The following is a 22,311-nucleotide window of genomic DNA, read 5'->3' on the forward strand; positions in this document are numbered from 1 at the left end:
CGACGGGGTGACGTTGCCCCCTGCGCCTATTCCGGTTTGAAGTTTGATCTGGCCCCGCTGAGAGGACCAGACATGAAGCGCACGCGGTTTTCAGAAGAACAGATCATCGCCATCCTGAAGGAACACGAGGCGGGCATTCCGGTGGCGGAGCTCTGCCGGAAGCACGGCGTCAGTGACGCCAGCATCTACAAGTGGAAGGCGCGGTTTGGCGGCATGGAAGTGTCCGAGGCCAAACGGCTGCGGGCCCTTGAGGACGAGAACAGTCGCCTGAAGCGCATGCTGGCCGACGCAATGCTCGACAATGCGGCGCTGAAGGATCTTTTGGGAAAGAAGTGGTGACGCCCGCCACGAGGCGACAGGCCGTTCGCCATCTCATGCAGCAGCACGGGATGAGCGAACGTCGGGCGTGTAAAGCCACCGGCTTCAGCCGCATGAGCATGCGTTACCAGGCGCAGCGCCGGGACGATGGCGTCCTGCGCACACGGATGAAGGAACTGGCCCATGAACGCCGGCGCTTTGGCTACCGGCGTTTGCATGTGCTGCTGCGTCGTGAAGGCTTTGAGGTCAACCACAAGCGGCTCTTCCGGATATACAGGGAAGAGCGGCTCGGGGTGCGCCGTCGGGGCGGTCGCAAGCGGGCCATCGGAACACGGGCGCCAATTGAGCCGCCGCTGTCGCCAAACGAACGGTGGTCGCTGGACTTCGTGTCCGACCAACTGACGGATGGCAGGCGGTTCCGCGTGCTGACAGTCGTGGACGACTGTACCCGCGAGTGCCTCGCGCTTGTAGCGGATACGTCCCTCTCGGGGGCGAGGGTCGCGCGTGAACTGGATGCCCTGATTGTCGCCCGGGGCAAGCCAGCCATGATTGTCAGCGACAATGGCAGCGAATTCACGTCGAACGCCATTTTGACGTGGGCAGACAGGTCCAGGGTGCGCTGGCACTATATCGCGCCTGGCAAGCCCATGCAGAATGCGTTCATCGAGAGCTTCAATGGACGTCTGAGAGACGAGTTCCTGAATGAGACGCTCTTCTCCACGCTGACCCAGACGCGCTCCCAACTGGCCAGATGGCGAGCCGATTATAACGGCTCTCGCCCACATTCTGCACTGGCGTGGCAGACGCCAGCCGCCTTTTCGGCAACGTTTGCGCAGCGGCGGGATCTGCCGTTGCGCCAGGTCGCGGGCTCCACGACAGATCCCGCTTCAACCACCTGTTCCAAGGCAACCCAAAACCGTCAGGTCGAACTCAGGGCTGGATAGAACTTGGGGGCAACGTCAGGGGACCTCGACGTCCGTGGCTTCAAGCGCCCTGACGAGCGACATTCGCCGCGATGTGGACGCCTGGCGGGCGCGGCGTCGCCGGGGCCGGAATGAGGGGCATAACGCGCGGGCGCTCCCATCTCCGGCGGCCTGTGCGCGTGGGCGTCGCGTTTTCGCGTGCGAGACGGTGGAGCTGGCGTTGCGGGAGGGCTTGCGCCGCCATGGCGCAGCCGCGTTTTCTGACCCGCGCCGGCGAACCTGCTATGAGGGAATGGCCCCGCGATTCCCGTGCAGCTGGTGATGAACGCGACCGCCCTCGACATTCTCAGGACCATCTATGGCTATGACGCGTTCCGCGGCCCGCAGGAGCGGATCATCACGCACGTCATCGCCGGCAACAACGCTTTCGTCCTGATGCCCACCGGCGGCGGCAAGTCGCTGTGCTACCAGATCCCGGCGCTGGCGCGCCCCGGCATGGGCGTGGTGGTCTCGCCCCTGCTGGCGCTGATGGCCGACCAGGTGACGGCCCTGCGCCAGGCGGGCGTGCGGGCGGCGGCGCTCAACTCTGACCTTGAGCCGGACGGCCGCCGGGCGCTGTGGCGCGACATCCGCGCCGGCGCCGTCGACCTGCTGTACGTCGCCCCGGAAACGCTGCTCAAGCCGGAGGTGCTCGACCTGCTGGCCAGCGTCAGACTTTCCGTGATCGCCATCGACGAGGCGCACTGCCTGTCGCAGTGGGGGCACGATTTCCGCCCCTCCTACCGCCAGCTCGACGCTGTCGTCGCGCGTTTTCCCGACACCCCGCGCATGGCGCTGACCGCCACCGCCGACGCGCCCACCCGCGCCGAAATCCTCTCCCATCTGGCCATCGATCCGGCCGACGCCTTCATCAGCGGCTTCGACCGGCCCAATATCCGCTACGCCATTGAGGAGAAGGACAATCCACGCGCCCGGCTGCGGGCCTTTCTGCGCCGCCACGAGGGCGAGAGCGGCATCATCTATTGCCTGTCCAAGCGCCGGACGGAGGAAACCGCGGAATGGCTGCGCGGCCTCGGCTACGACGCCCTGGCCTATCACGCCGGCATGGACAAGGCGGCGCGCGAGGCCAGCCAGGCCCGCTTCCAGCGCGGCGAGGCGGTCATCATGGTGGCCACCGTGGCCTTCGGCATGGGCATCGACAAGCCGGACGTGCGCTTCGTCGTCCATCTCGACCTGCCGGGCTCCATCGAGGCCTATTACCAGGAGACCGGCCGCGCCGGCCGCGACGGCCTGCCCTCCGAGGCGCTGATGCTCTACGGCCATGAGGACATCGCCCTGCGCGCCCGTTTCATCGAGGAATCCGACGCGCCCGAGGCGCGCAAGCGCATGGAGCGGCGCAAGCTGGACGCGCTGCTCGGCCTGTGCGAGGCCCCCGGCTGCCGCCGCCAGGTCCTGCTGTCCTATTTCGGCGACCATTGCGCGCCGTGCGGCAACTGCGACTCCTGCCTGGAGCCGCCGGTGCTGTTTGACGGCGCGATCGCGGCGCAGAAAGCGCTTTCCTGCATCTACCGGACCGGCGAGCGCTTCGGCCAGGCCTATATCGTCGACGTGCTGCTGGGCGTCGACAGCGACCGCATCCGGCGGTCCGGTCACGACCGCATCTCCACCTTCGGCATCGGCAGGGAGCACGACGCCCGCACCTGGCGGGCGATCCTGCGCCAGCTGGTCGCCCTGCGGCTGGTGGACGTGGATCTGGCCGGCCATGGCGGCCTGTCGATCTCCGCCGCCGGGCGGGCGTTCCTGCGGCAGAAGCCGCCGCTGATGCTGCGGGCGCCGCGGCCGCCGCGGGCGGGGCGCATGAAGGCGGGCGCCGCGCGCGCCCCGGCCGCCGTGGCGGAGCAGGACGCGGAGCTGTTCCAGGCGCTGCGCCGCAGGCGCGCCGAGCTGGCGCGCGAGCAGAACGTGCCGCCCTACGTCATTTTCCACGACCGCACCCTGGCGGAGCTGGCGTCGTCGCGCCCGGCCTGCCACGCGGAGATGGCGGCGGTTCCCGGGGTGGGCGAGGCCAAGCTGGCGCGTTACGCCGACGCCTTTCTGGAGGTGATCGCCGCCTATGCGTGACGGGCCGGCGCGCCGACGGCGCGTCCGTCCCGCAAGGAGCGGCGGCCTTGACCTCGCGCCGCCGCCGCGCGAACGGTGGGCGGAAGGCGGTGACGGCGGGAGCAGTGCGAAGCCATGGACAGGGCGGACGACACGGAGGCGGGCGGCGCTGGCGGCCGGGCGCGGCTGGCGGCGGGAGTCGTGCTGTTCGGCCCGCAGCGCGAGCGGCTGCTGCCCCTGATTGACGCCGTCGCGCCCGACGTGGCGCGGGTGTGGCTGTTCGTCAACGGCCGGCTGGACGCGGACCTGCGCCGCGACCTCGCCGCCCTCGGCGACCATGTGGCGCTGATCGACGCGCCGGTCAATTTCGGCGTCGCCACCGCGCTCAACCTTCTGGCGCTGGCCGCGGCGCTCGACGGCCATGAGGCCATCTGCCTGTTCGACCAGGATTCGCGCCCGCCGCCTGGCATGGTGCAGGGGCTGGCGGCGACGCGCCGGCGGCTGGCGCAGGCGGGCGCGCGCCCCGCCGTCGTGGGGCCCAGAATGGTCGCGCCGGCAGGGGAAAGCTACAAGGCCCCGCGGGTGTTCGCCCGCCGTGGCGCGGCGCCGCTCGCCGGGGCGACGCCGGTGGATTTTCTCGCCACCTCCGGTTCGCTGCTGGATCTGGCGGCGTTCCGCGCCGTCGGCAAGTTTCGCGACGACTATTTCATCGACGCGGTGGACGTGGAGTGGTGTTTCCGCGCCTGGGCGCGGGGCCGCTCCGTCTGGCTTGATCCGGCCTGGACCATGCCTCACACCGTCGGCGAGGGGGAACTCCGTTTCGGGCCGGTGAGCACGCCGCGGCAGAAGCCGTTCCGCATGGGGGCCTATGTGCGCAACACCGTCTATGGCTTCAGGCTGGGCCATCTGCCGCGCGGATTCCGCCTGCGCCAGGCGCTGTATCTGCCGGCGCAGTGCCTGCTTTACTGGCGCGACCAGGGCTATGGCGGCGCCGCGGCGCGCGCGCTGCTTCAGGCGGCGGCGGACGGCTGTCGGGGCCGCCTGGGCCCGCCCCCCGGCGCGCCGGAGCGGTGAGGGAGGCTCAGCCGCCGCGCCGCGCCGCGCCGGCCGCGCGGATGCGCCGGCGCAGGTCCGGCAGCGCCTGCAGCAGCAGGCCGAGCGCCCGCAGCGGCTGGCGCCATTCGCCGGGCTGGCCGCGCAGCGCCGCCTGCAGCACGCGCAGCGGCGTCTGCACGAACATGTAGGCGGGCAGCAGCAGCCACGCCGTGGCGGCGCCGAAATGGCGGGCGGCGAAGGTCATTTCGCTGCGCCAGAAATAGAACAGCCGCCGGTCCCGGACCTGGGCGGTGGTGCCCTGGGTCTTGTGCCAGGTGCGGGCCCCGGCGAAATGCACCACGGGCCGCCCCGCCGCCGCCACGCGCAGGCACAGGTCCATGTCCTCGTAATAGACGAAATAGCGCGCGTCGAAGCCGCCCAGCCGTTCGAACAGCGCGCGCTCCATCAGCAGGAACGCCCCCATCACCTGGGCGACGGCGCGGGTGTCCAGGTGGTCCCATCCGGTCATGAACAGCGGCGGCGCAAGACGCGGGGCGATCCTGTCCAGCGCCAGCGCCCGGCCGAGCAGCCGCCCGGCCGTGGGCTGGCTGGCGCAGGTGCGCTGCGCCTCGCCCCTGTCGTCCACATGGATGACGCCGACCGCCCCGGGCGGCGCGCCGCCGAACGGCCGCCGGGCGAAGGCGAGGGCCGCCTCCAGCGTATCGGGAAACACGCGGGTGTCGGGGTTGAGAAACAGCAGGTAAGGGGCGTCGCCCGCCGCCGCGCCCTGGTTGCAGGCGGCGCCGAAGCCGCGGTTGTCCGGATTGCGGATCAGGCTGACGCGCAGGTCGCGCCTGGCCACGCACGCCGCCCAGGAGCCGTCACGGGAGGCGTTGTCCACCACGATGACGTGCAGCGCGGCGGCGATGGTGCTTGCGGCGAGGGCGTCGAGGCATTCGCCCAGCAGCGCGCCGGCGTTCCAGTTGACGATCACCACGTCGAGCTGCGTGGGGCTGGCGGCTGGGCTGGACATGGGCGGCCTGTGTGCGTGGGCGGTGCGTCGCTGATAGCAGATCCGGCCATGCGGGGCACGGGGGACGCGGCAGGGGCGCCGTTGTCCTGGGGCGGGGCCGGGGCGGACGGCGGGGAAACGCGGCGCCGGAAAGCAGGACGGCCGGGCGCAGGGCCCGGCCATCCATGCGCGGGGCGGCGTAACGCCCCCTTACCTGTTGCCCACGATTCCCCGGGCCTTCAGGTCGGCGATGCGCTCCGGCGGGAAGCCCCACTCGGCCAGCGCCGCCTCGGTGCCCTCGCCAGGCAGCTCCGGCCCCTTCGGCTTGTCCGGAACCGTCCTGCTGAAGCGCGGCGCCGGGCCAGGCTGGCGCACGCCGTCGATCTCGATGAAAGTGCCGCGCGCCACCATGTGCGGATGGTTCGGCGCCTCCGCCATGGTCAGCACCGGAGACACGCAGGCGTCGGAGCCCTCAAAGGCCTTCTCCCATTCCGCCCGGGTCTTCTCCCTGATCCGGGTCGCGATCACCTCGCGCACCTTCGGCCAGTTGGCCTTGTCGTCGTCGTCGCCAAGGCTGGCGCGGTCGACGCCAAGAATGCGGTAGAACTCGTCGCGGAACTTCTGCTCGATCGGCGCCACGGCGATCAGGCCGCCGTCGGCGCACTCATAGACGTCATACCAGGGCGCGCCGGAGTCGAGGATGTTGTCGCCGCGCCTGTCGGAATAGAGCCCGGCCTCGTGCAGGCCATAGGCCGAGAGCATCAGCGAGGCGGCGCCGTCCACCATGGCGGCGTCGATCACCTGGCCCTCGCCGGTCTTGTGCGCGTGCAGCACCGCCGAAACGATGCCGAAGGCCAGATAAAGCGCGCCGCCGCCATAGTCCGCCACCAGGTTGAGCGGCGGCGTCGGCAGCTGGTCGCGGCGGCCGATGTGGGCCAGCGCGCCGGTGAGGCCGAGATAGTTCATGTCATGGCCGGCCACCTTCGCCAGCGGGCCCTCCTGGCCCCAGCCGGTCATGCGGCCGTAAACCAGCTTCGGATTGCGGGCCAGGCAGACGTCCGGGCCAAGGCCGAGGCGCTCCATCGTGCCGGGGCGGAAGCCCTCGATCAGCGCGTCGGCCTTTTCGACCAGCTCCAGCGTCGCCTCGATGCCTTCCCTGCTCTTCAGGTCGAAAGAGGCGGAGTGACGGTTGCGGTTCAGCAGGTTGTACTTCGGCGGGCGCGGCACGCCGAGGCCGGAGGGCGCCTGCCGCTCGATGCGGATGACGGTGGCGCCGAGGTCGGCGAGCAGCATGGCCGCCATCGGGGCCGGGCCAATGCCCGCCATTTCAACGACGCGCAGGCCGGCGAGGGGTCCGCTCATGGTCTCTTCCTGTTGGTTCGGTACGGTTGCAACTGTCAGGCGTCGCCTGTCTAGAGCATCTCGCGGACGGATGGGCGCCCCCCGTCCGCAAAAATCATGCGATTGAATGACGCGCGCCCCGCCCGGCGGGCGGGGTCAGTCCCGCAGCAGCGGCCGGGCCGCCTCCATCAGCTGCTCGCGCATGTCCGGATGGGCGATGGCGATCATCCGCCGCGCCCGCTCCGCCAGCGACTGGCCGCGCAGCTCCGCCACGCCGAATTCGGTGACGAAGGTGTCGGCGTCGCCGCGCGCCGTGGTCACCGGTCCGGAAAGCTGCGGCACGATGCGGCTCACCGCGCCGCCCCTGGCCGTGGACGGCAGGGCGATGATGGAGCGCCCGCCGTCAGACGCCATGGCCCCGCGCACGAAATCAACCTGGCCGCCGATGGCCCCCACATAGACGCCGCCCGCCACCTCGGCGTTGACCTGGCCGGTGAGATCCACCTCCACCGCCGAGTTCAGCGCCGTGAATTTCGGCAGGCGGGCGAGGACGGCGAAGCCGTGGGTGTATTCCGGCGGGCGCATCTGCAGCAGCGGGTTGTCATGGGCGAAGTCGAACAGCCGCCGCCCGCCGAACAGGCAGCCGGCGATGGAGACGCCCGTGTCACAAGGCTTCAGCGCGTTGGTGATGACGCCGGCCTCGATCAGGTCCACCGTGCGGTCGCTGATCATGCCAGAGTGGAAGCCGAGGTCGCGGTGGCCGCGCAGCGCCGACAGGATGGCGTCCGGCATGGCGCCGATGCCGATCTCGATCACCGCCCCGTCCGGAATGAGCCCCGCCACATGGCGGGCGATGGCCTCCTCCGCCGGCCCCACCTTCGCACCCGGCAGGATCACCGGCTCACGGTCGTCCGCCACCAGCACGTCGACGCGCACGTCGCCGGGCAGCTCGCCGCCATGGGTCCAGGGCGCGCGGGCGTTCATCTGCGCGATCACCACCCGCGCCCTGCGGCAGGCGGCGACCAGATAGTCCGTGATCATGCCCAGCGACGGCCGGCGGCCTTCCGGCCCCGGCGAGAGCTGCAGCATCACCACGTCGGCGCGCTGGCGGCCGCTGGCGAACAGCTCCGGCAGCTGGCTGTAATGGGTGGTCACCGGGTCGAGCCGGCCGGCCCTGGCCAGCGCGCCCGCCTGCTGGATGGCCCCATAGCCGGTGAAACGCAGGTTCGGCGCGGCGTCCGGCGCAAAGGTGCGCGAGAACAGCGTCCCCAGAAACACCGTCACCGGGCCGATGTCGCCGGACTGCGCCACCAGCGCCTCGGTGAGCGCCGTGGGCTCGCCGGTGCCCTGACCGACGACGACGACGTCTCCCGGCCGGATCAGGCCTTTCAGGTCAAGCCGGGCGGCGGAAATGGGCGTGGGCAGCGGATGCGGGGACTGCGACATGGAACAGGCGTTTCTTCCGGTTGACGGGAGCCGGCGCCGGCGGGGCCGGCGGCGGGCGGGACGGGGGCGGGGCGGCTCAGGCGCGCTCCGCCATGATGCGGGCGTTGATGGCGCTGGCCCGCTGGCGCGCCGGGCGGTCGTCCGTGCGCGCCAGATAGGCGGCGATGTCGCCGGTCTTCTCCAGCAGGCCGAAGGCGGTCATGAAGGTCAGCGCCGTTGACCACAGCACGTCCGCCGTGGTGAAGCGCGCGCCGAGGATGAAGGGGCCCTTCGCCAGCTGGCCGCGCAGCGTCTCCACAACCAGGTCGTACCCGCCATAGGGCGACATCACCCGGGGCGGGGGCGGATGCTTCAGCGCCCGGTCCATCATCGCCGGCTCGAAACAGCCGGCGTAGAAGGCCAGCCAGCGCAGCCACGGTCCGCGCAGCGGATCGGCGGCGGCCGGGGTCAGGCCGGCCTCCGGAAACAGGTCGGACAGCCAGGTGAAAATGGCGATCTGCTCGGTGACGACGACGCCGTCCATCACCGCCGCCGGCACCTTGCCCATGGGATTGACGGCGAGAAAGGCGGGCGCGTTCTGCTCGCCCCGGGTGATGTCGATCACCTCAAGCCGGTAGGGGGCGCCCAGCTCCTCCAGCAGCTCCAGCGTCGCCGCGGCGCGCGACTGCGGCCAGTAATACAGCGTCACCTCGCGATTGCCGGACATGGCTTCCTCCTGTCTGCGCCCTCCGGGCGACCGGGTTCAGTAGGATTTCGGCAGCCCCAGCACCTTCTCGGCGATGAAGCACAGGATCAGCTGCGGGCTGACCGGGGCGATGCGCGGGATCATGATCTCGCGCAGGTAGCGCTCCACGTGGAAGTCGCGGGCGTAGCCGAAGCCGCCGTGGGTCATCACCGCCGTCTGGCAGGCCCGGAAGCCGGCCTCGGCGGCCAGATACTTGGCGCTGTTGGCCTCGGCCCCGCAGGACAGGCCGCTATCGTAACGCCAGGCGGCGTTCATGGTCATCAGCCGCGCCGCCTCCAGCTGCATCCAGCATTCGGCCAGGGGGTGCTGGACGCCCTGGTTCTGGCCGATGGGCCGGTCGAACACCACGCGTTCCTTCGCGTAGGCGACGGCGCGCTCCAGCGCCGCGAAGCCCAGTCCGACCGCCTCGGCGGCGATGAGGATGCGCTCCGGATTGAGCCCGTGCAGGATGTACTCGAAGCCGCGGCCTTCCGCGCCGATCAGGTCGCCGGCCGGCACGGGCAGGCCGTCGAGGAACACCTGGTTGGAGTCGACGGCCTTGCGGCCCATCTTGTCGATCTCCCGCACCTCAACGTAATCGCGGTTGAGATCCGTATAGAACAGGCTGAGCCCCTCGGTGGGGCGGCGGACCTCCTCCAGCGGCGTGGTGCGGGCGAGGATCAGCGCCTTTTCCGCCACCTGGGCGGTGGAGATCCAGATTTTCCGGCCGGTGAGGACGTAATGGTCGCCGCGCTTCTCGGCGCGGGTGCGCAGATGGGTGGTGTTGAGGCCGGCGTCCGGCTCGGTCACCATGAAGCAGGCCTTCTCCTCGCCGCGGACCAGCGGCGGCAGCATGCGGCGCTTCTGTTCCTCCGTGCCGAACACCACCACGGGATTGAGCCCGAAAATGTTCATGTGCACCGCCGAGGCGCCGGACATGCCCGCGCCTGACTGGCTGATGGCCTGCATCATCACGGCCGCCTCGGCGATCCCCAGGCCCGAGCCGCCGTACGCCTCCGGAATGCAGATGCCGAGAAAGCCCTCGTCGGCCAGCGCCCGGTGCAGCTCGTGGGGAAAGCCGCCGGCCCGGTCTTTCTCCAGCCAGTAAGCGTCGTCGAAGCGCGCGGCGATGGCGCTCACCGTCTCGCGGATGGCTTCCTGTTCCGGCGTCAGCGCGAAATCCATGGCGTGTCCTCCAGTGCGTCGCCTGTTGCCGGCGCGCCGCCCGCCTGTCGCGCCGGCGCGTCTTTGCTCGCGCGCCGCTGGCGTGGGGCGAGGGGGCCGGCCGGACCGGGAAGGGCCGGCCGGCGCGGTCAGACCTCCGGGAAGCGTGGCTTGCGCTTCTCCAGGAAGGCGGCGACGCCCTCGGCGAACTCCTTGCTGTCAAAGGCGATGGCCTGGGCCATGGCCTCGAAGGCGAGGAAGTCGTCGATCTGCTGGTAGGCCATGTTGAGCATGGTCTTGGTGAGGCCGAGCGACACCGCCGGGCCTTCCGCCAGCTCCTCGGCCAGCTTCACAGCCTCGTCCAGCACCGCGCCATCGGGCGCGATGCGGGAGATGAGGCCCATGGACAGCGCCTCCTGCGGCTCGACGCGGCGGTTGGTGAGCAGCAGGTCGCGGGCGCGCGCCTGGCCGATGGCGCGCGGCAGGGTGAGGGCGAGGCCGAGATCCGGCACGGCGCCGATGCCAGGGAAGCCGGCGCGGAAGAACGCCTTGTCCGAGGCGATGATGATGTCGCACATCATCGCCAGCGACAGGCCGGCGCCGGCGGCGGCGCCGTTGACGGCGGCGATCACCGGCTTCTCGCCGGCGAGGAGCTTCTGCGTCCACGAATGGGAGCGCTGCAGGCGGGCGCGGATGGCCGGGCCGCCGCGCTCCTGCATGTCGCGGATGTCGCCGCCGGCGCAGAAGGCCTTGCCCGTGCCGGTGATCACCACCGCGCGCACGGCCGGATCGGCCATCACCGCCGGAATGTGCGTCTGCAGGCCGGCCTTGACCGCCGGCTGAAGCGCGTTGCGGCTTTCCTCGCGATTGAGCCGCACGATGGCGACATGTCCCTTACGCTCCAGCAGAACCGCATCATCCATGGCGTCCTCCACCGCCGGCGCGCGCCGGCGCTCCCTTGCCGATTGCTCCTGCCGGCCCTGCGAGAGGGGCTCGCGGCGCGGCGGCCATGCCGTGAGGGCATTGGCGGCGCCAGAAATCGCCCCTCCACATCCGGAGCGGTTTGGCTAAAGTGCGCGGCCGGCTTTGCGAAACCTTATTTCGCATCGCCATGCAAAGCGCAAGCAAGCGCGGCGCGGCCGCACGGAGCCGCCCGCCGGCGAAAGCCATCCTGAACAGGGGAGCGTGCAGGGACGATGACCGGGCTGACTACTGGCATTGCAAGCGGCGCAAAGGTGATCGACGCCGCGACGTTTGACGGACGTCTGCGGCGCGCCGCCAGCGCCTTCGCCGCCCTTGGAGTCGGACGCGACGACTGCGTGGCGGTGATGATGCGCAACGACACGCCCTTTCTGGAGGCGAGCCTCGGCGCGCAGCGCCTCGGCGCCTACGCCGTGCCGGTGAACTGGCACTTCAAGGGCGAGGAGGTGAGCTACATCCTCAATGACTGCGGCGCGAAAGTCCTGGTGATCCACTCCGACCTGCTGCGCGGCGTCGCCGGCGCCGTGCCGGCGGGCGTGACCGTGATCGTGGTTCCCACCTCGCAGGAGATCGCCGCCGCCTGCCGCGTGCCGGCGGAGCTGCTGCCGCCGCCGGAAGGGGCGCTGCTGTGGGATGACCTGCTGGCGCGCCACGCGCCGCAGGAGGGCCCGCCCGCCCCGCCCGCCGACAGCATGATCTACACCTCCGGCACCACCGGAAATCCCAAGGGCGTGCGCCGCCGCCCGGCCTCCGACGAGGACCGGGCGAAGGTGGAGAAGATGCGCGACATGGTCTATGGCCTGCAGCCGGGCATGCGCACCGCCATCGCCGCGCCCATGTATCACAGCGCGCCCAACGCCTTCTCGCTGCGCGCCGTGCGCCTGGCCGAACTGTTCGTGTGCCTGCCGAAGTTCGATCCGGAAGGCCTGCTGGCGCTGATCGACCGCGAAAAGCTCACCCACCTGTGGCTGGTGCCCACCATGTTCGTGCGCATGCTCAAGCTGCCGGAGGAGGTGCGGGCGAAATACGACGTGTCGTCGCTGAAGTTCATCATCCATGCCGGCGCCCCGTGCCCGCCTGACGTGAAGGAGGCGGTGATCGGCTGGTTCGGCCCGATCGTCCACGAATATTACGGCGGCACCGAATCCGGCCCGGTGGTGTTCTGCGACAGCCACGAGTGGCTGGCCCACAAGGGCACGGTGGGCAAGCCAATCGAGGGGGCCGTCGTCCAGGTGCAGGATGAGAACGGCAAGCCGCTGCCGCCCTACGAGCGCGGCGAAATCTTCATGCGCATCAGCTTCTATCCGGACTTCACCTATCACAACCTGCCGGAGAAGCGCGCCGAGATCGACCGCAACGGCCTGATCACCTGCGGCGACGTGGGGTATTTCGACGAGGACGGTTACCTCTACATCTGCGACCGCGTGCGCGACATGGTGATCTCCGGCGGCGTCAACATCTATCCGGCGGAAATCGAGTCGGCGCTGGCGGCGCTGCCTGGGGTGCGCGACTGCGTGGTGTTCGGCGTGCCGGACCCGGAGATGGGCGAGGCGCTGCTGGCGCTGGTGCAGCCGCTGGAGGGGCGCCAGCTCGATCCCGAGGCGCTGCGGGCGGAGCTGCGGCGGCGCATCGCCGACTACAAGGTGCCGAAGGTGATCGAGATCCGCGAGGACCTGCCGCGCGAGGACAGCGGCAAGATCTTCAAGCGCAAGCTGCGCGAGCCCTACTGGCAGGGCGCCGGCCGCGCCGTGTGACCGCGCGCCCGTCCCTTTTTTTGCGGGCCAGTCCGGCGGCGATGCTTCCGCCGGGCGGGCTTCATGCTATCAGGGCGCGGCGACCGGCCTTCCCTGAATCGCTGGCCGCGTGGCGGCGGTCATGATCCGCAAGGAGAGGGCGCGTGAGAGAAACCATCCTGTGGCAGCGGGCGGAAGGCGCGCTGCTGTTCGCCGCGGCGCTGGCGCTGTTCTGGCTCACCGGCCCGGCCATTCCCTGGTGGGCGGCGCTGGCCGCGTTTTTCGCGCCGGACCTGAGCTTCGCCGCCTATCTGGCCGGGGCGCGGGCCGGCGCCTTCGCCTACAATCTCGTCCACGTCTATGCCCTGGGCGGCGTCGTCTACGCCGCCGGCGCGGCGCTGGCCTCGCCCGAGACGGCCGCCGTGGGCGCGCTGCTGCTCGGCCACAGCGGCTTTGACCGCATGCTGGGCTACGGGCTGAAGACCCACGCCGGGTTCAGGTTCACCCATCTGGGGCGCATCGGCCGGTAAGCGGTCCCGCGTCGCCCGCAGCCGCCGCGCATGAAAAAGCCCGCCGGGTGGCGGGCTTTTGCGCGGCGGGCGTGGCGTCACTGGCCGCCGAGCGCCCGGTACACCTTCATGCCTGCGCGGCCGGTCTCCGGCATGCCGAGCTGGCGCTCCACCCGGGCGATGGCGGCGCGGGTGGCGGGGCCGATCTTGCCGTCCGGCGCGCCGCCGATGTCAAAGCCGCGCGCGACCAGCAGCTCCTGCAGGCGCCGGCGCTGGGCGCGGGAGAGGCCGGGGTCGTCGGTGGGCCAGGTTCCGGCGATGCGCGGGCCGCCCGCCAGGCGCTGCGCCAGATAGGAAATGGCGAGGGCGTAGGACTCCGCCCGGTTGTAGGCGTAGATGGCGTCGAAGTTTTTGTAGACGAGGAAGGCCGGCCCCTCGCGCCCGGCCGGCAGCAGCAGGCCGGCGGGCAGGTCGCCCGGCAGCGGCCGGCCGTCCGCGCGCTTCACCCCCAGGGCGGCGTAGCGAGAGGCGGGAACGCGCCTGGTGCGGCCCACCGGGCCGGAATAGCCGGGCGGCAGGATCACCTCGTGCATCACCGGCTCTCCGGTGCGCCAGCCCGAGGCGCGCAGGTAATTGGCGGTGGAGCCCAGCGCGTCGGCGACGGATTTCACCAGGTCGCGGCGGCCGTCGCCGTCCATGTCCACGGCGAGGCGCTGGTAGGTGGAGGGGATGAACTGGGTCTGGCCGAAGGCGCCGGCCCAGGAGCCGTAGAGCTCGTTGAGCTGCAGGTCGCCGCGCTGCACCAGGCGCAGCGCCGCGGTGAGCTCGGCGCGCCAGAAATCCTTGCGCTTTCCGCCCTCGCACACCAGCGTGGCCAGGGCGTGGGGCAGGTAGCTGGAGCCGGTTTCGCGGCCGAAGTCTGTCTCCACGCCCCACACGCCGGCGATGTAATACCTGTCGACTCCGAAACGCTTTTCGGCGGCGGCGAGGGCGGCGGCGTGTCTGCGCATCATCTGCCGGCCTTCCTCGACGCGCTGGTCGTCCACCAGGAAGCCGAGGTAGTCCCAGATCAGCGTCCTGAACTCCGGCTGCACCTTTGAAAGGCGCAACACCTTTTCGTCCGGTCCGCTCTGGTTGAGGGCGGCGTTGACCAGCGCCGGATCAATGCCCGAGGCGACGAGCTGGCTCCTGAGGCCGGCGACGCATGAGCCGTAGTCGGCGAAGGCGGCTCCGGCGCCTGCGAGGGTCGTCACGGCGAAAGTCGTGGCCAGCAGGGCGGCGGCGCGTTTCATCATGGTCTCCGTACCCGTTTCTCGAATCAGTCCCAAAGCCTGAGTCTGGCCCGCGCGAGGTTTCCGGAATGTTGACGGCCTCACGCCGCCTGGCCGGCGCACCAGCCCGAGGCCCACGCCCACTGGAAGTTGTAGCCGCCCAGCCAGCCGGTCACGTCCACCGCCTCGCCGATCACGTAAAGGCCCGGAACCCGCTTCGCCGCCATCGTCTTCTGGTCCAGCTCGGCCGTGTCCACGCCGCCCAGCATCACCTCCGCGGTGCGGTAGCCTTCCGTGCCGTTGGGGCGCAGCGTCCACGCCTTCACCGCGGCCTCCAGCGCGCGCAGATGGCGGTCGCTGCAGTCGGCGAGGCGCTCCGGTCCCGGATGCATGTCCACGATCGCCTGGGCGAGGCGCTTCGGCAGCAGGCCGGCGAGGGCGGTCTGCGGCGCCTGGCGGCCGTTGGCGGCCCGCGCCGCCTTCAGCGCCGCGAACACGTCCGCGTCCGGCGCCAGCGACAGGCGAACGGCGTCGCCCTCGCGCCAGTATGAGGAAATCTGCAGGATCGCCGGACCGCTCAGCCCCCTGTGGGTGAACAGCAGCGCCTCGCGAAAGCGCGGCGCCCGCGCGCCCGGGCGCGGCGCCGCCGCAACGAGGCCGGTTTCTGAATCCACGGAAACCCCGGCCAGCGGCGCCAGCAGCGCCAGCTGCTCCGGCGCCAGGGTGAAGGGCACGAGGCCCGGGCGCGGCTCCACCACCGCAAGGCCAAAGCGCGCCGCCGTCTCCAGCGCGAAGCCCGTGGCCCCCATCGCGGGAATCGACTTGCCGCCGGTGGCCAGCACCAGCGAGGCGCAGCGCACCGTCCGCGTTTCGCCGGCCGGCGGCGCGGCGCCGCGCCTGGCGCCCTTGCCGGCGCGGGCGGGGGCCAGCCGCACCAGAAAGCCGTCGGCGGTTTTTTCAATGTCGGTCACGGCGGCGCCGGTGACCAGCCGCGCGCCGTGGCGCGCCATGTGGCCGAGCAGCATGTCCACGATCTGGCTCGCCGGCCCGTCGCAGAACAGCTGGCCGAGGGTTTTCTCATGCCAGGCGACGCTGGCGGCGTCGACCATGGCGACGAAGCTGCGCCAGCCGAAGCGCCGCAGCGCCGACGTGCAGAACGCCGGGTTGCGCGACAGGTAGCGGTCCGGCGCGACGTTCGTGTTGGTGAAGTTGCAGCGCCCGCCGCCGGAGATGCGGATCTTCTCGCCCGGCCGGGCCGCGTGGTCCGCCACCAGGGTGACGCGGCCGCGCTTCGCCGTTTCGATGGCGCACATCATGCCGGCGGCGCCGGCGCCCACCACCAGCACGTCCACCTTTTCCGGCGCGCGCCGGAGATCGCAACAGACCTGGGCCGGCGCCGTCACGTCGGTGATTCCTTTCTTCCGTCCGGGGCGCGGCGCCGGAGCGCGCCGCAGTCGCCGCGCCAGCGAATAAACCATGCGCGCCGGCGCGCAAACCCGCCGCGCGCGCCCGGCGCCGCCGCCGCGGCGGCGCGGGCGTCCGCGCCTGGCATGGCGGCCCCTCCGGCGCTGCGAAACTCGATTTCGCACGCGTTGACCTGGATTTTCGCCCATGCCAATGAATGGGCGAATTCCCGCCGTCCGCCTTCGTCGCGCCGCGGCGGCGCGCCCTTGCGGCGGGAAGCGGTCCGCGCCGGAGGGCGTTCCGGCGCCGGCTGGGGGCATCGCCCGCGCGGCGCCTGCGCGGTTTGGTTTTCAAGAGGAGTAACGCTCATGGGTTGTCTTGAGGGTAAGGTCGTGCTGGTCACCGGCGCCGGCCGCGGCATCGGCCGGGAGATCGCCATTCTGGCCGCGAAAGAGGGCGCGAAGGTCGTGGTCAACGACCTCGGCGGCGACACGGAAGGCGTCGGCGCCGACCTGACGCCGGCCCAGGAGGTGGTGGACATCATCCGCTCCAGCGGCGGCGAGGCCATCGTCAACGGCGGTTCGGTCGCCAGCGCCGCCGACGCCCAGAAGATGGTGCAGGACGCCGTCGACAAGTGGGGCCGCATCGACGGCGTGGTGAACAACGCCGGCATCCTGCGCGACCGCATCTTCCACAAGATGAGCGCCGTGGACTTCGAGGCGGTGATCCAGGTGCACCTGATGGGCTCGTTCTACACCTCGCACGCCGCCGCCCAGTACTTCCGCCAGCAGAACGCGGGCGCCTTCGTGCACTTCACCTCGACCTCGGGCCTCATCGGCAACTTCGGCCAGGCCAACTACGCCGCCGCCAAGCTGGGAATCGTCGGCCTGTCCAAGTCGATCGCCCTCGACATGGCCCGCTACAACGTGCGCTCCAACTGCATCTCGCCCTTCGCCTGGAGCCGCATGATCGGCACCATCCCGGCGGAGACCGAGGCCGAGCGCCAGCGCGTCGAGCGCATGAAGCAGATGGGGCCGGAGAAAATCGCGCCGCTCGCCGTTTACCTGCTGTCTGACCTCGCCAGCGAGGTCACCGGCCAGATCTTCGCCGTGCGCATGAACGAGATCTTCCTGATGAGCCAGCCGCGCCCGCTGCGCGGCATGCAGCGCTCGGACGGCTGGACGCCCCAGACCATCGCCGAGCACGCCATGCCGGCCATGAAGCCGTCGTTCTACCCGCTCGACCGCTCGGCCGACATCTTCGGCTGGGATCCGGTCTGATTTCGGCGCAACGGACGCCCGCCCGCAGGTCCTGCGGGCGGGCGTCGCGCAATGAGGCAAGAAAAACCTGCGGGGCGGCCCCCACCGGGCCGGCGCGCCAACGCCACAGCAGGGTCATGTACGCCGCCCGGCGGCGCCCGTGACGCGGACAGGAGACGCCATGACATCGCAGACACGCTTCGGAATTCTGTCTTACGGGGCATATATTCCGCGCCTCCGCCTGCAGCGGAAGGTCATTGCGGAGGCCAATTCCTGGTTCAACTCCGCCCTGAAGGGCCTCGGCAAGGGCGAGCGCGCCATGGCCAACTGGGACGAGGATCCGGTGACCATGGCCGTTGAGGCCGCCCGCGACGCCCTCGCCGGCCATGACCGCAGCCAGGTGACGGCCGTCACCCTGGCCTCCACCACCTTTCCCTTCCTTGACCGCCTCAACGCCGGCGTGGTGACCGCGGCGCTCAACCTCGACGAGAGCACCGCCTCCGCCGACGTGGCCGGCACGCAGCGCGCCGGCGTCACCGCCCTGCTGCAGGCGCTGGAGCGCCGCGGCCAGACCCTCGTCGCGGCCGCCGAGAAGCGCGGCGCCAACGCCGCCAGCCCGCTGGAGATGCAGTCCGGCGACGGCGCCGCCGCCATGCTGGTGGGCGAGGGCGAGCCGGTGGCCGTGCTGCTGGGCTCCGCCACCCGCTCGGCCGATTTCGTCGACCACTTCCGCACCATCCAGTCCGGCACGGACTACGGCTGGGAGGAGCGCTGGATCCGCGACGCCGGCTACATGGAGATCGTGCCGCCGGCGGTGCGCGCCGCCCTTGACCGCGCCGGCCTCGCGCCCGGCGACATCAACCACTTCATCCTGCCGGCGCTGCTGCCAAAGCTGGCCAACGCCGTGGCGAAGAAGGTGGGCGTGGCCGACGCCGCCGTGCGCGACAACCTCTCCGCCGTGTGCGGCGACACCGGCGCCGCCCATGCGCTGGTGATGCTGGCCCATGCGCTGGAGCAGGCGAAGCCCGGCGAGCGCATCATGGTGGTGGGCTTCGGCCAGGGCGTGGACGTGCTGGTCTTCGAGGTGACGCCGGCCAACGGGAAGAAAACCGGCCGCCTCGGCGTCAGCGGCTATCTGGCCCGCCGCCGCGAGGAGACGAACTACAACCGCTTCCTCGCGTTCAACGACGTGGTGGCGATCGAGCGCGGCATGCGCGCCGAGGCCGACAAGCTCACCGCCCTCTCGGCCATGTGGCGCAACCGCGGCGCCGTCACCAGCTTCACCGGCGGCAAGTGCGAAAAGTGCGGCACGCTGCAGTATCCGCTGAGCCGCATCTGCGTGAACCCGAACTGCGGGGCCATCGACACGCAGGTTCCGGAGCCCTTCGCCGAGAAGACCGGCCGCATCAACTCCTACACCGCCGACCGTCTGACCTATTCGCCGGATCCGCCGGCCTGCTACGGCATGATCCAGTTCGACGAGGGCGGCCGCTGGATGATGGACTTCACCGACGTCGACGAGCAGGACCTTGAGGTCGGCCGGCCGATGCGGATGATGTTCCGCATCAAGGACATTGATAACCAGCGCGGCTTCCGCCGATACTTCTGGAAAGCGGCCCCCGTCGCCGCAGGGAGGACCTGAACATGGCCAAGGGCATTCGCGACAAGGTCGCCATTCTGGGCATGGGCTGCTCGAAGTTTGGCGAACGCTGGGACATGAACGCCGAAGACCTGATGGTCGAGGCCTTTGTCGAGGCGCTGGACGACGCGGGCGTCGAGACGAAACAGATCGACGCCGCCTGGCTGGGCACCGGCATTGAAGAGCAGCACGTGGGCAAGTCGGCGGTGCCGCTGGCGGTGGCGCTGCGCCTGCCCTTCATTCCGGTGACGCGGGTGGAGAACTTCTGCGCCTCCGGCACCGAGGCGTTCCGCGGCGCGGTCTACGCCGTGGCCTCCGGCGCGGCGGACATCGCCCTGGCGCTGGGCGTGGAGAAGCTGAAGGACACCGGCTACGGCGGCCTGCCGCAGCGCGGCCGCGGCACGGTCAACAACATGACCTGGCCGAACCTCTCGGCGCCGGGCGCCTTCGCCCAGCTGGCGGCGGCCTACCGCGCCAAGCACGGCTGCAATCCGCAGGACCTGAAGCGCGCCATGGCGCACATTTCGGTGAAGAGCCACGAGAACGGCTCGAAGAACCCGAAGGCGCACCTGCGCAACCGCATTGACATCGACACGGTGCTGAACGCGCCGATGATCGCCGAGCCGCTGGGGCTTTATGACTGCTGCGGCGTGTCGGACGGCGCCGCCTGCGCCATCGTCACCACGCCGGAGATCGCCCGCAGCCTCGGCAAGCGGGACCTGATCACGGTGAAGGCGCTGCAGCTGGCGGTGTCCAACGGCTCCGAGGCGCAGCACAACTCGTGGGACGGCAGCTACTTCGCCACCACGCGCATCGCCGCCCGGCGCGCCTACGCCGAGGCGGGCATCGAGAACCCGCGCGAGGAGGTGAGCCTGGTCGAGGTGCACGACTGCTTCTCGATCACCGAGCTGGTGACCATGGAGGACCTGTTCCTCTCGCCCGAGGGCGGGGCGATCCGGGACGTGCTCGACGGTTTCTTTGACGCCGACGGCAAGATTCCGTGCCAGATCGACGGCGGCCTGAAGTGCTTCGGCCACCCGATCGGCGCCTCCGGCCTGCGGATGATCTACGAGATGTATCTGCAGATGCTGGGCCGGGCGGGCGAGCGCCAGCGCAAGGAGCCGCCGCGCATCGGCATGACCCACAACCTCGGCGGCTTCCCGCACCAGAACGTGTGTTCGGTGTCGATCGTCGGCCGTTACGACGGCTGAGGGCGCGCCCTTCGCCAGGGATGAAGGCGGCCTGCGTGCCGCCTTTTTTCGTGCGCCGCCGGCGCCGGCGGGGCCGGGGCCCCGGACCGCCTGGTCGCCGCGGCCGCGTTGCGCCCGCCCGCCCGTTCCGGGCCGCCAGCCAGGCCTGACGTCCGGCGCAGGGCGGCGCCGTCCGGGACGGCGGCCTGCGGCCCCGTATGGCCCGCGCGGCCGCCCTCAGGCCGGCGGGCGGGTGACGCCGCCGAGCTGGTCGGCGATGGCCCGCGCCGTGCGCGCCAGCATCGGGCCGAAGCGCTCGTGTATCTCCTTTTCGCCGAGCAGATAGGCCGGGCCGCCGAGGCCGAGGGCGTAGACGCCGCGCCCGTCCGGCAGGATGATCGGCGCGCCGGCGCCGTTGATGTCGCGCTGCCACTCGCCGATGGAGGTGCAGTAGCCCTTCTCGCGGATCTCGGCCACGGCCGCGTCCACGGCGGCCTTCAGCTTCGGGAAGTCCTCCGGCTTCTGCCGGCGCAGCTCCTCCAGCACGGCGGCGCGCTCCTCCGGCGTGGCGCCGGCGAGCCAGGCCTTGCCGGCCGAGGTGGTGGCGATGGGCATGCGCGCCCCCACCGGCAGGCGCAGGCCGATCAGCGCCGACCCCTCGCAGGTTTCGATGCAGATCACCGACTGGCGCTCGCGCACCGTGAGCGAGATGTTCATGTCGCCGGCGTTGGCCAGCTCCTGCATCAGCGGCCGGGCCACGCGGCGGATGTCAAGCCGCTCCAGCGCCGTGAACGCCAGCTTCAGCGTGCGCCCGCCCAGTTCGTAATTGGCCAGCCGCGGATTGTAGCTGAGATAGCCCAGCTCCATCAGCGTGTGGGTGATGCGCGACACCGTGGGCTTGGGCAGGCCGGTGCGCTCGGCCAGCTCCTGGTTGCCCAGCGGCCCGTCGGAAACGCGGAAGGCCGACAGCACGTCCAGCCCGCGGGCGAGCGCGGCGACGAACTGGCGGCCGCTGTCCGCGCCCTCCGTCTCGCGCGGGCGCCGGCTGGCGCGGGAGGTTCTGGACGCCCCCTTGCGGCGGCCGGCCCTGACGTCGCCGGCGTCCTCCGCTCCGGGAGGGGGGGAGGTGGTCACGGGGGTGTCTGGCAAGACCGTCTCCGCTGAAGGCGACGCCGCAAGGGCGTCGCGGGGCCTCTCGCCCCGGCGTTACGCGCCGCGACCGTCCCGGCGGCGCATGGGGCCGCGCCGGGGCGCCGCGTCCGGGCGCCGATCTGCAAAAACCATTTTCGCAGATTGCCTGCCGCCGACGCCTATGACAAGTTCCTGGCGGTAACGCAATCCGGGAAACGTCAGGGGAAACGCAGATGGCCATCGATCCGGAACGCCTGCTCAACTGGCCGTTCGAGGACCTCGAGCACACCTATACCGAGAAGGACACCATCCTGTACGCGCTGGGCGTCGGGGCGGGCTCCGATCCGCTGGACGGGAAGCAGCTGCGTTTCGTCTATGAGGAGAACCTGCGGGCGCTGCCCACCATGGCGGTGGTGCTGGGCTATCCCGGCTTCTGGCTGAAGAATCCGGAGACCGGCGTGGACTGGACGAAGGTGCTGCACGGCGAGCAGGGGCTGCAGGTGTTCCGGCCGCTGCCGGCCGCCGGCACGGTGATCGGCCGCTCGCGCGTCACCGACCTCATCGACAAGGGCGCCGGCAAGGGCGCGATCCTCTACATCGAGCGCGACATCATCGACAAGGCGACCGGCGAGCTGCTGTGCAAGGTCACGGGCTCCAGCTTCCTGCGCGGCGACGGCGGTTTTGGCGGCAAGTCCGGCCCGACGCCGAAGCCGCATCCCGTGCCGGAGCGCGCGCCGGACCTCACCGTCGCGCTGCCCACCCTGCCGCAGGCGGCGCTGATCTACCGCCTGTCCGGCGACTACAATCCGCTGCACGCCGACCCGGAGGTGGCGGCCAGCGCCGGCTTCCGCGCGCCGATCCTGCACGGCCTGTGCACCTATGGCGTGGTGGGCCGGGCGCTGGTCGACGCCATCGGCGACGGCGATCCGGACAGCATGCGCCGCATGGACGTGCGCTTCACCTCGCCGGTGTATCCGGGCGAGACGGTGGTGACGGAGATCTGGCGCGGCGAGGGCGGGGGAGTGTCGTTCCGCGCCCGCGTGCGCGAGCGCGACGTGGTGGTCATCAACAACGGCTACGCCGAGTTCGTGTAAGCCGCGCCGGGGCGGCGGCCGCCGCCGCCCGGAAAGC

At 71.0% G+C, this 22,311-nt stretch carries 19 protein-coding genes; 9 read left to right on the top strand and 10 right to left on the bottom strand.

Annotated features, from left to right (window positions below; genetic code table 11):
• Positions 1-72: 72 nt before the first annotated feature.
• The 3 genes from ACFFJB_RS04570 to ACFFJB_RS04580 all read left to right on the top strand — a co-directional run bounded on the left by ACFFJB_RS04570 (position 73) and on the right by ACFFJB_RS04580 (position 4,415).
• A protein-coding gene (locus ACFFJB_RS04570) for an IS3 family transposase (RefSeq protein ID WP_376829884.1) occupies positions 73-1,262 on the top strand; the annotation gives its coding sequence in 2 pieces (ribosomal slippage) (positions 73-322 and positions 322-1,262; 1,191 coding nt in all).
• A gap of 300 nt (positions 1,263-1,562) precedes the next feature.
• Entirely contained in the window at positions 1,563-3,362 is a 1,800-nt protein-coding gene (gene recQ / locus ACFFJB_RS04575; protein ID WP_376829885.1) for a DNA helicase RecQ, read from the top strand.
• 114 nt (positions 3,363-3,476) lie between these two features.
• A complete protein-coding gene (locus ACFFJB_RS04580; RefSeq protein ID WP_376829887.1) occupies positions 3,477-4,415 on the top strand; it encodes a glycosyltransferase family protein in 939 nt (312 codons plus the stop codon).
• Positions 4,416-4,422: 7 nt separating this feature from the next.
• Here ACFFJB_RS04580 and ACFFJB_RS04585 read toward each other — a convergent pair whose 3' ends face one another.
• The 6 genes from ACFFJB_RS04585 to ACFFJB_RS04610 form a co-directional block, all read right to left on the bottom strand.
• Entirely contained in the window at positions 4,423-5,409 is a 987-nt protein-coding gene (locus ACFFJB_RS04585; RefSeq protein ID WP_376829889.1) for a glycosyltransferase family 2 protein, read from the bottom strand.
• A 189-nt stretch (positions 5,410-5,598) separates the two neighbouring features.
• Positions 5,599-6,750: a CaiB/BaiF CoA transferase family protein gene (locus ACFFJB_RS04590; protein WP_376829891.1), complete on the bottom strand. Its 1,152-nt coding sequence runs from the start codon at positions 6,748-6,750 to the stop codon at positions 5,599-5,601.
• Positions 6,751-6,885: 135 nt separating this feature from the next.
• The gene (locus ACFFJB_RS04595) at positions 6,886-8,175 is read right to left on the bottom strand and encodes an acetyl-CoA hydrolase/transferase family protein (protein WP_376829893.1); all 1,290 of its coding nucleotides are present in this window, start codon (positions 8,173-8,175) and stop codon (positions 6,886-6,888) included.
• A gap of 76 nt (positions 8,176-8,251) precedes the next feature.
• Positions 8,252-8,881 (bottom strand): glutathione S-transferase family protein, encoded by a 630-nt coding sequence (locus ACFFJB_RS04600; protein WP_376829895.1) that lies wholly within the window; start codon positions 8,879-8,881, stop codon positions 8,252-8,254.
• Between the two features lie 36 nt (positions 8,882-8,917).
• Positions 8,918-10,084 (bottom strand): acyl-CoA dehydrogenase family protein, encoded by a 1,167-nt coding sequence (locus ACFFJB_RS04605; RefSeq protein WP_376829897.1) that lies wholly within the window; start codon positions 10,082-10,084, stop codon positions 8,918-8,920.
• Positions 10,085-10,212: 128 nt separating this feature from the next.
• Complete coding sequence (locus ACFFJB_RS04610) at positions 10,213-10,986, bottom strand: enoyl-CoA hydratase/isomerase family protein (protein WP_376829899.1); 774 nt, start codon at positions 10,984-10,986, stop codon at positions 10,213-10,215.
• A gap of 273 nt (positions 10,987-11,259) precedes the next feature.
• Here ACFFJB_RS04610 and ACFFJB_RS04615 point away from each other — a divergent pair, with 273 nt between their 5' ends.
• Together ACFFJB_RS04615 and ACFFJB_RS04620 are read left to right on the top strand one after the other, a co-directional pair.
• Complete coding sequence (locus ACFFJB_RS04615; protein WP_376829901.1) at positions 11,260-12,798, top strand: acyl-CoA synthetase; 1,539 nt, start codon at positions 11,260-11,262, stop codon at positions 12,796-12,798.
• Positions 12,799-12,941: 143 nt separating this feature from the next.
• A complete protein-coding gene (locus ACFFJB_RS04620) occupies positions 12,942-13,307 on the top strand; it encodes a DUF4260 family protein (RefSeq protein WP_376829903.1) in 366 nt (121 codons plus the stop codon).
• 77 nt (positions 13,308-13,384) lie between these two features.
• Here the strand turns inward: ACFFJB_RS04620 and ACFFJB_RS04625 are convergent, their stop codons facing one another.
• The 3 genes from ACFFJB_RS04625 to ACFFJB_RS04635 all read right to left on the bottom strand — a co-directional run bounded on the left by ACFFJB_RS04625 (position 13,385) and on the right by ACFFJB_RS04635 (position 16,331).
• Positions 13,385-14,581 carry a lytic murein transglycosylase gene (locus tag ACFFJB_RS04625; RefSeq protein ID WP_376829905.1) on the bottom strand — a complete coding sequence of 399 codons (1,197 nt, stop codon included), beginning with the start codon at positions 14,579-14,581 and terminating at the stop codon, positions 13,385-13,387.
• Positions 14,582-14,658: 77 nt separating this feature from the next.
• Positions 14,659-15,960 (bottom strand): BaiN/RdsA family NAD(P)/FAD-dependent oxidoreductase, encoded by a 1,302-nt coding sequence (locus tag ACFFJB_RS04630; RefSeq protein WP_376829907.1) that lies wholly within the window; start codon positions 15,958-15,960, stop codon positions 14,659-14,661.
• On the bottom strand, positions 15,957-16,331 hold the full coding sequence (locus ACFFJB_RS04635; RefSeq protein WP_376829909.1) for a hypothetical protein: 375 nt from the start codon (positions 16,329-16,331) through the stop codon (positions 15,957-15,959). Before ACFFJB_RS04635 ends, ACFFJB_RS04630 begins: the two co-directional genes overlap by 4 nt.
• Between ACFFJB_RS04635 and ACFFJB_RS04640 the strand changes: the two genes are divergently transcribed.
• The 3 genes from ACFFJB_RS04640 to ACFFJB_RS04650 all read left to right on the top strand — a co-directional run bounded on the left by ACFFJB_RS04640 (position 16,330) and on the right by ACFFJB_RS04650 (position 20,070).
• The gene (locus ACFFJB_RS04640) at positions 16,330-17,241 is read left to right on the top strand and encodes an SDR family oxidoreductase (RefSeq protein ID WP_376829911.1); all 912 of its coding nucleotides are present in this window, start codon (positions 16,330-16,332) and stop codon (positions 17,239-17,241) included. The genes ACFFJB_RS04635 and ACFFJB_RS04640 overlap by 2 nt on opposite strands.
• A gap of 160 nt (positions 17,242-17,401) precedes the next feature.
• Positions 17,402-18,862, top strand: coding sequence for a hydroxymethylglutaryl-CoA synthase family protein (locus ACFFJB_RS04645; protein ID WP_376829913.1), 1,461 nt, complete (start codon positions 17,402-17,404; stop codon positions 18,860-18,862).
• 2 nt (positions 18,863-18,864) lie between these two features.
• On the top strand, positions 18,865-20,070 hold the full coding sequence (locus ACFFJB_RS04650; protein WP_376829915.1) for an acetyl-CoA acetyltransferase: 1,206 nt from the start codon (positions 18,865-18,867) through the stop codon (positions 20,068-20,070).
• A 216-nt stretch (positions 20,071-20,286) separates the two neighbouring features.
• Here the strand turns inward: ACFFJB_RS04650 and ACFFJB_RS04655 are convergent, their stop codons facing one another.
• A complete protein-coding gene (locus ACFFJB_RS04655) occupies positions 20,287-21,198 on the bottom strand; it encodes an IclR family transcriptional regulator (protein ID WP_376829917.1) in 912 nt (303 codons plus the stop codon).
• Positions 21,199-21,413: 215 nt separating this feature from the next.
• Here ACFFJB_RS04655 and ACFFJB_RS04660 point away from each other — a divergent pair, with 215 nt between their 5' ends.
• Positions 21,414-22,274, top strand: a complete 861-nt coding sequence (locus ACFFJB_RS04660) for a MaoC/PaaZ C-terminal domain-containing protein (protein WP_376829919.1) — start codon at positions 21,414-21,416, stop codon at positions 22,272-22,274.
• The last annotated feature ends 37 nt before the right edge of the window (positions 22,275-22,311 follow it).

The organism is Camelimonas abortus, assembly GCF_042432745.1.
Taxonomy (GTDB): Bacteria; Pseudomonadota; Alphaproteobacteria; order Rhizobiales; family Beijerinckiaceae; genus Camelimonas; species Camelimonas abortus.

Excerpts from the sequence above, each read along its gene's own strand:
- ACFFJB_RS04580 (WP_376829887.1), top strand. The coding sequence starts at position 3,477 with ATGGACAGGGCGGACGACACGGAGGCGGGCGGCGCTGGCGGCCGGGCG.
- ACFFJB_RS04645 (WP_376829913.1), top strand. The coding sequence starts at position 17,402 with ATGACATCGCAGACACGCTTCGGAATTCTGTCTTACGGGGCATATATT.
- ACFFJB_RS04650 (WP_376829915.1), top strand. The coding sequence starts at position 18,865 with ATGGCCAAGGGCATTCGCGACAAGGTCGCCATTCTGGGCATGGGCTGC.
- ACFFJB_RS04605 (WP_376829897.1), bottom strand. The coding sequence starts at position 10,084 with ATGGATTTCGCGCTGACGCCGGAACAGGAAGCCATCCGCGAGACGGTG.
- ACFFJB_RS04600 (WP_376829895.1), bottom strand. The coding sequence starts at position 8,881 with ATGTCCGGCAATCGCGAGGTGACGCTGTATTACTGGCCGCAGTCGCGC.
- ACFFJB_RS04590 (WP_376829891.1), bottom strand. The coding sequence starts at position 6,750 with ATGAGCGGACCCCTCGCCGGCCTGCGCGTCGTTGAAATGGCGGGCATT.
- ACFFJB_RS04635 (WP_376829909.1), bottom strand. The coding sequence starts at position 16,331 with ATGAGCGTTACTCCTCTTGAAAACCAAACCGCGCAGGCGCCGCGCGGG.
- recQ (WP_376829885.1), top strand. The coding sequence starts at position 1,563 with ATGAACGCGACCGCCCTCGACATTCTCAGGACCATCTATGGCTATGAC.
- ACFFJB_RS04640 (WP_376829911.1), top strand. The coding sequence starts at position 16,330 with ATGGGTTGTCTTGAGGGTAAGGTCGTGCTGGTCACCGGCGCCGGCCGC.
- ACFFJB_RS04625 (WP_376829905.1), bottom strand. The coding sequence starts at position 14,581 with ATGATGAAACGCGCCGCCGCCCTGCTGGCCACGACTTTCGCCGTGACG.
- ACFFJB_RS04660 (WP_376829919.1), top strand. The coding sequence starts at position 21,414 with ATGGCCATCGATCCGGAACGCCTGCTCAACTGGCCGTTCGAGGACCTC.
- ACFFJB_RS04615 (WP_376829901.1), top strand. The coding sequence starts at position 11,260 with ATGACCGGGCTGACTACTGGCATTGCAAGCGGCGCAAAGGTGATCGAC.
- ACFFJB_RS04610 (WP_376829899.1), bottom strand. The coding sequence starts at position 10,986 with ATGGATGATGCGGTTCTGCTGGAGCGTAAGGGACATGTCGCCATCGTG.
- ACFFJB_RS04585 (WP_376829889.1), bottom strand. The coding sequence starts at position 5,409 with ATGTCCAGCCCAGCCGCCAGCCCCACGCAGCTCGACGTGGTGATCGTC.
- ACFFJB_RS04595 (WP_376829893.1), bottom strand. The coding sequence starts at position 8,175 with ATGTCGCAGTCCCCGCATCCGCTGCCCACGCCCATTTCCGCCGCCCGG.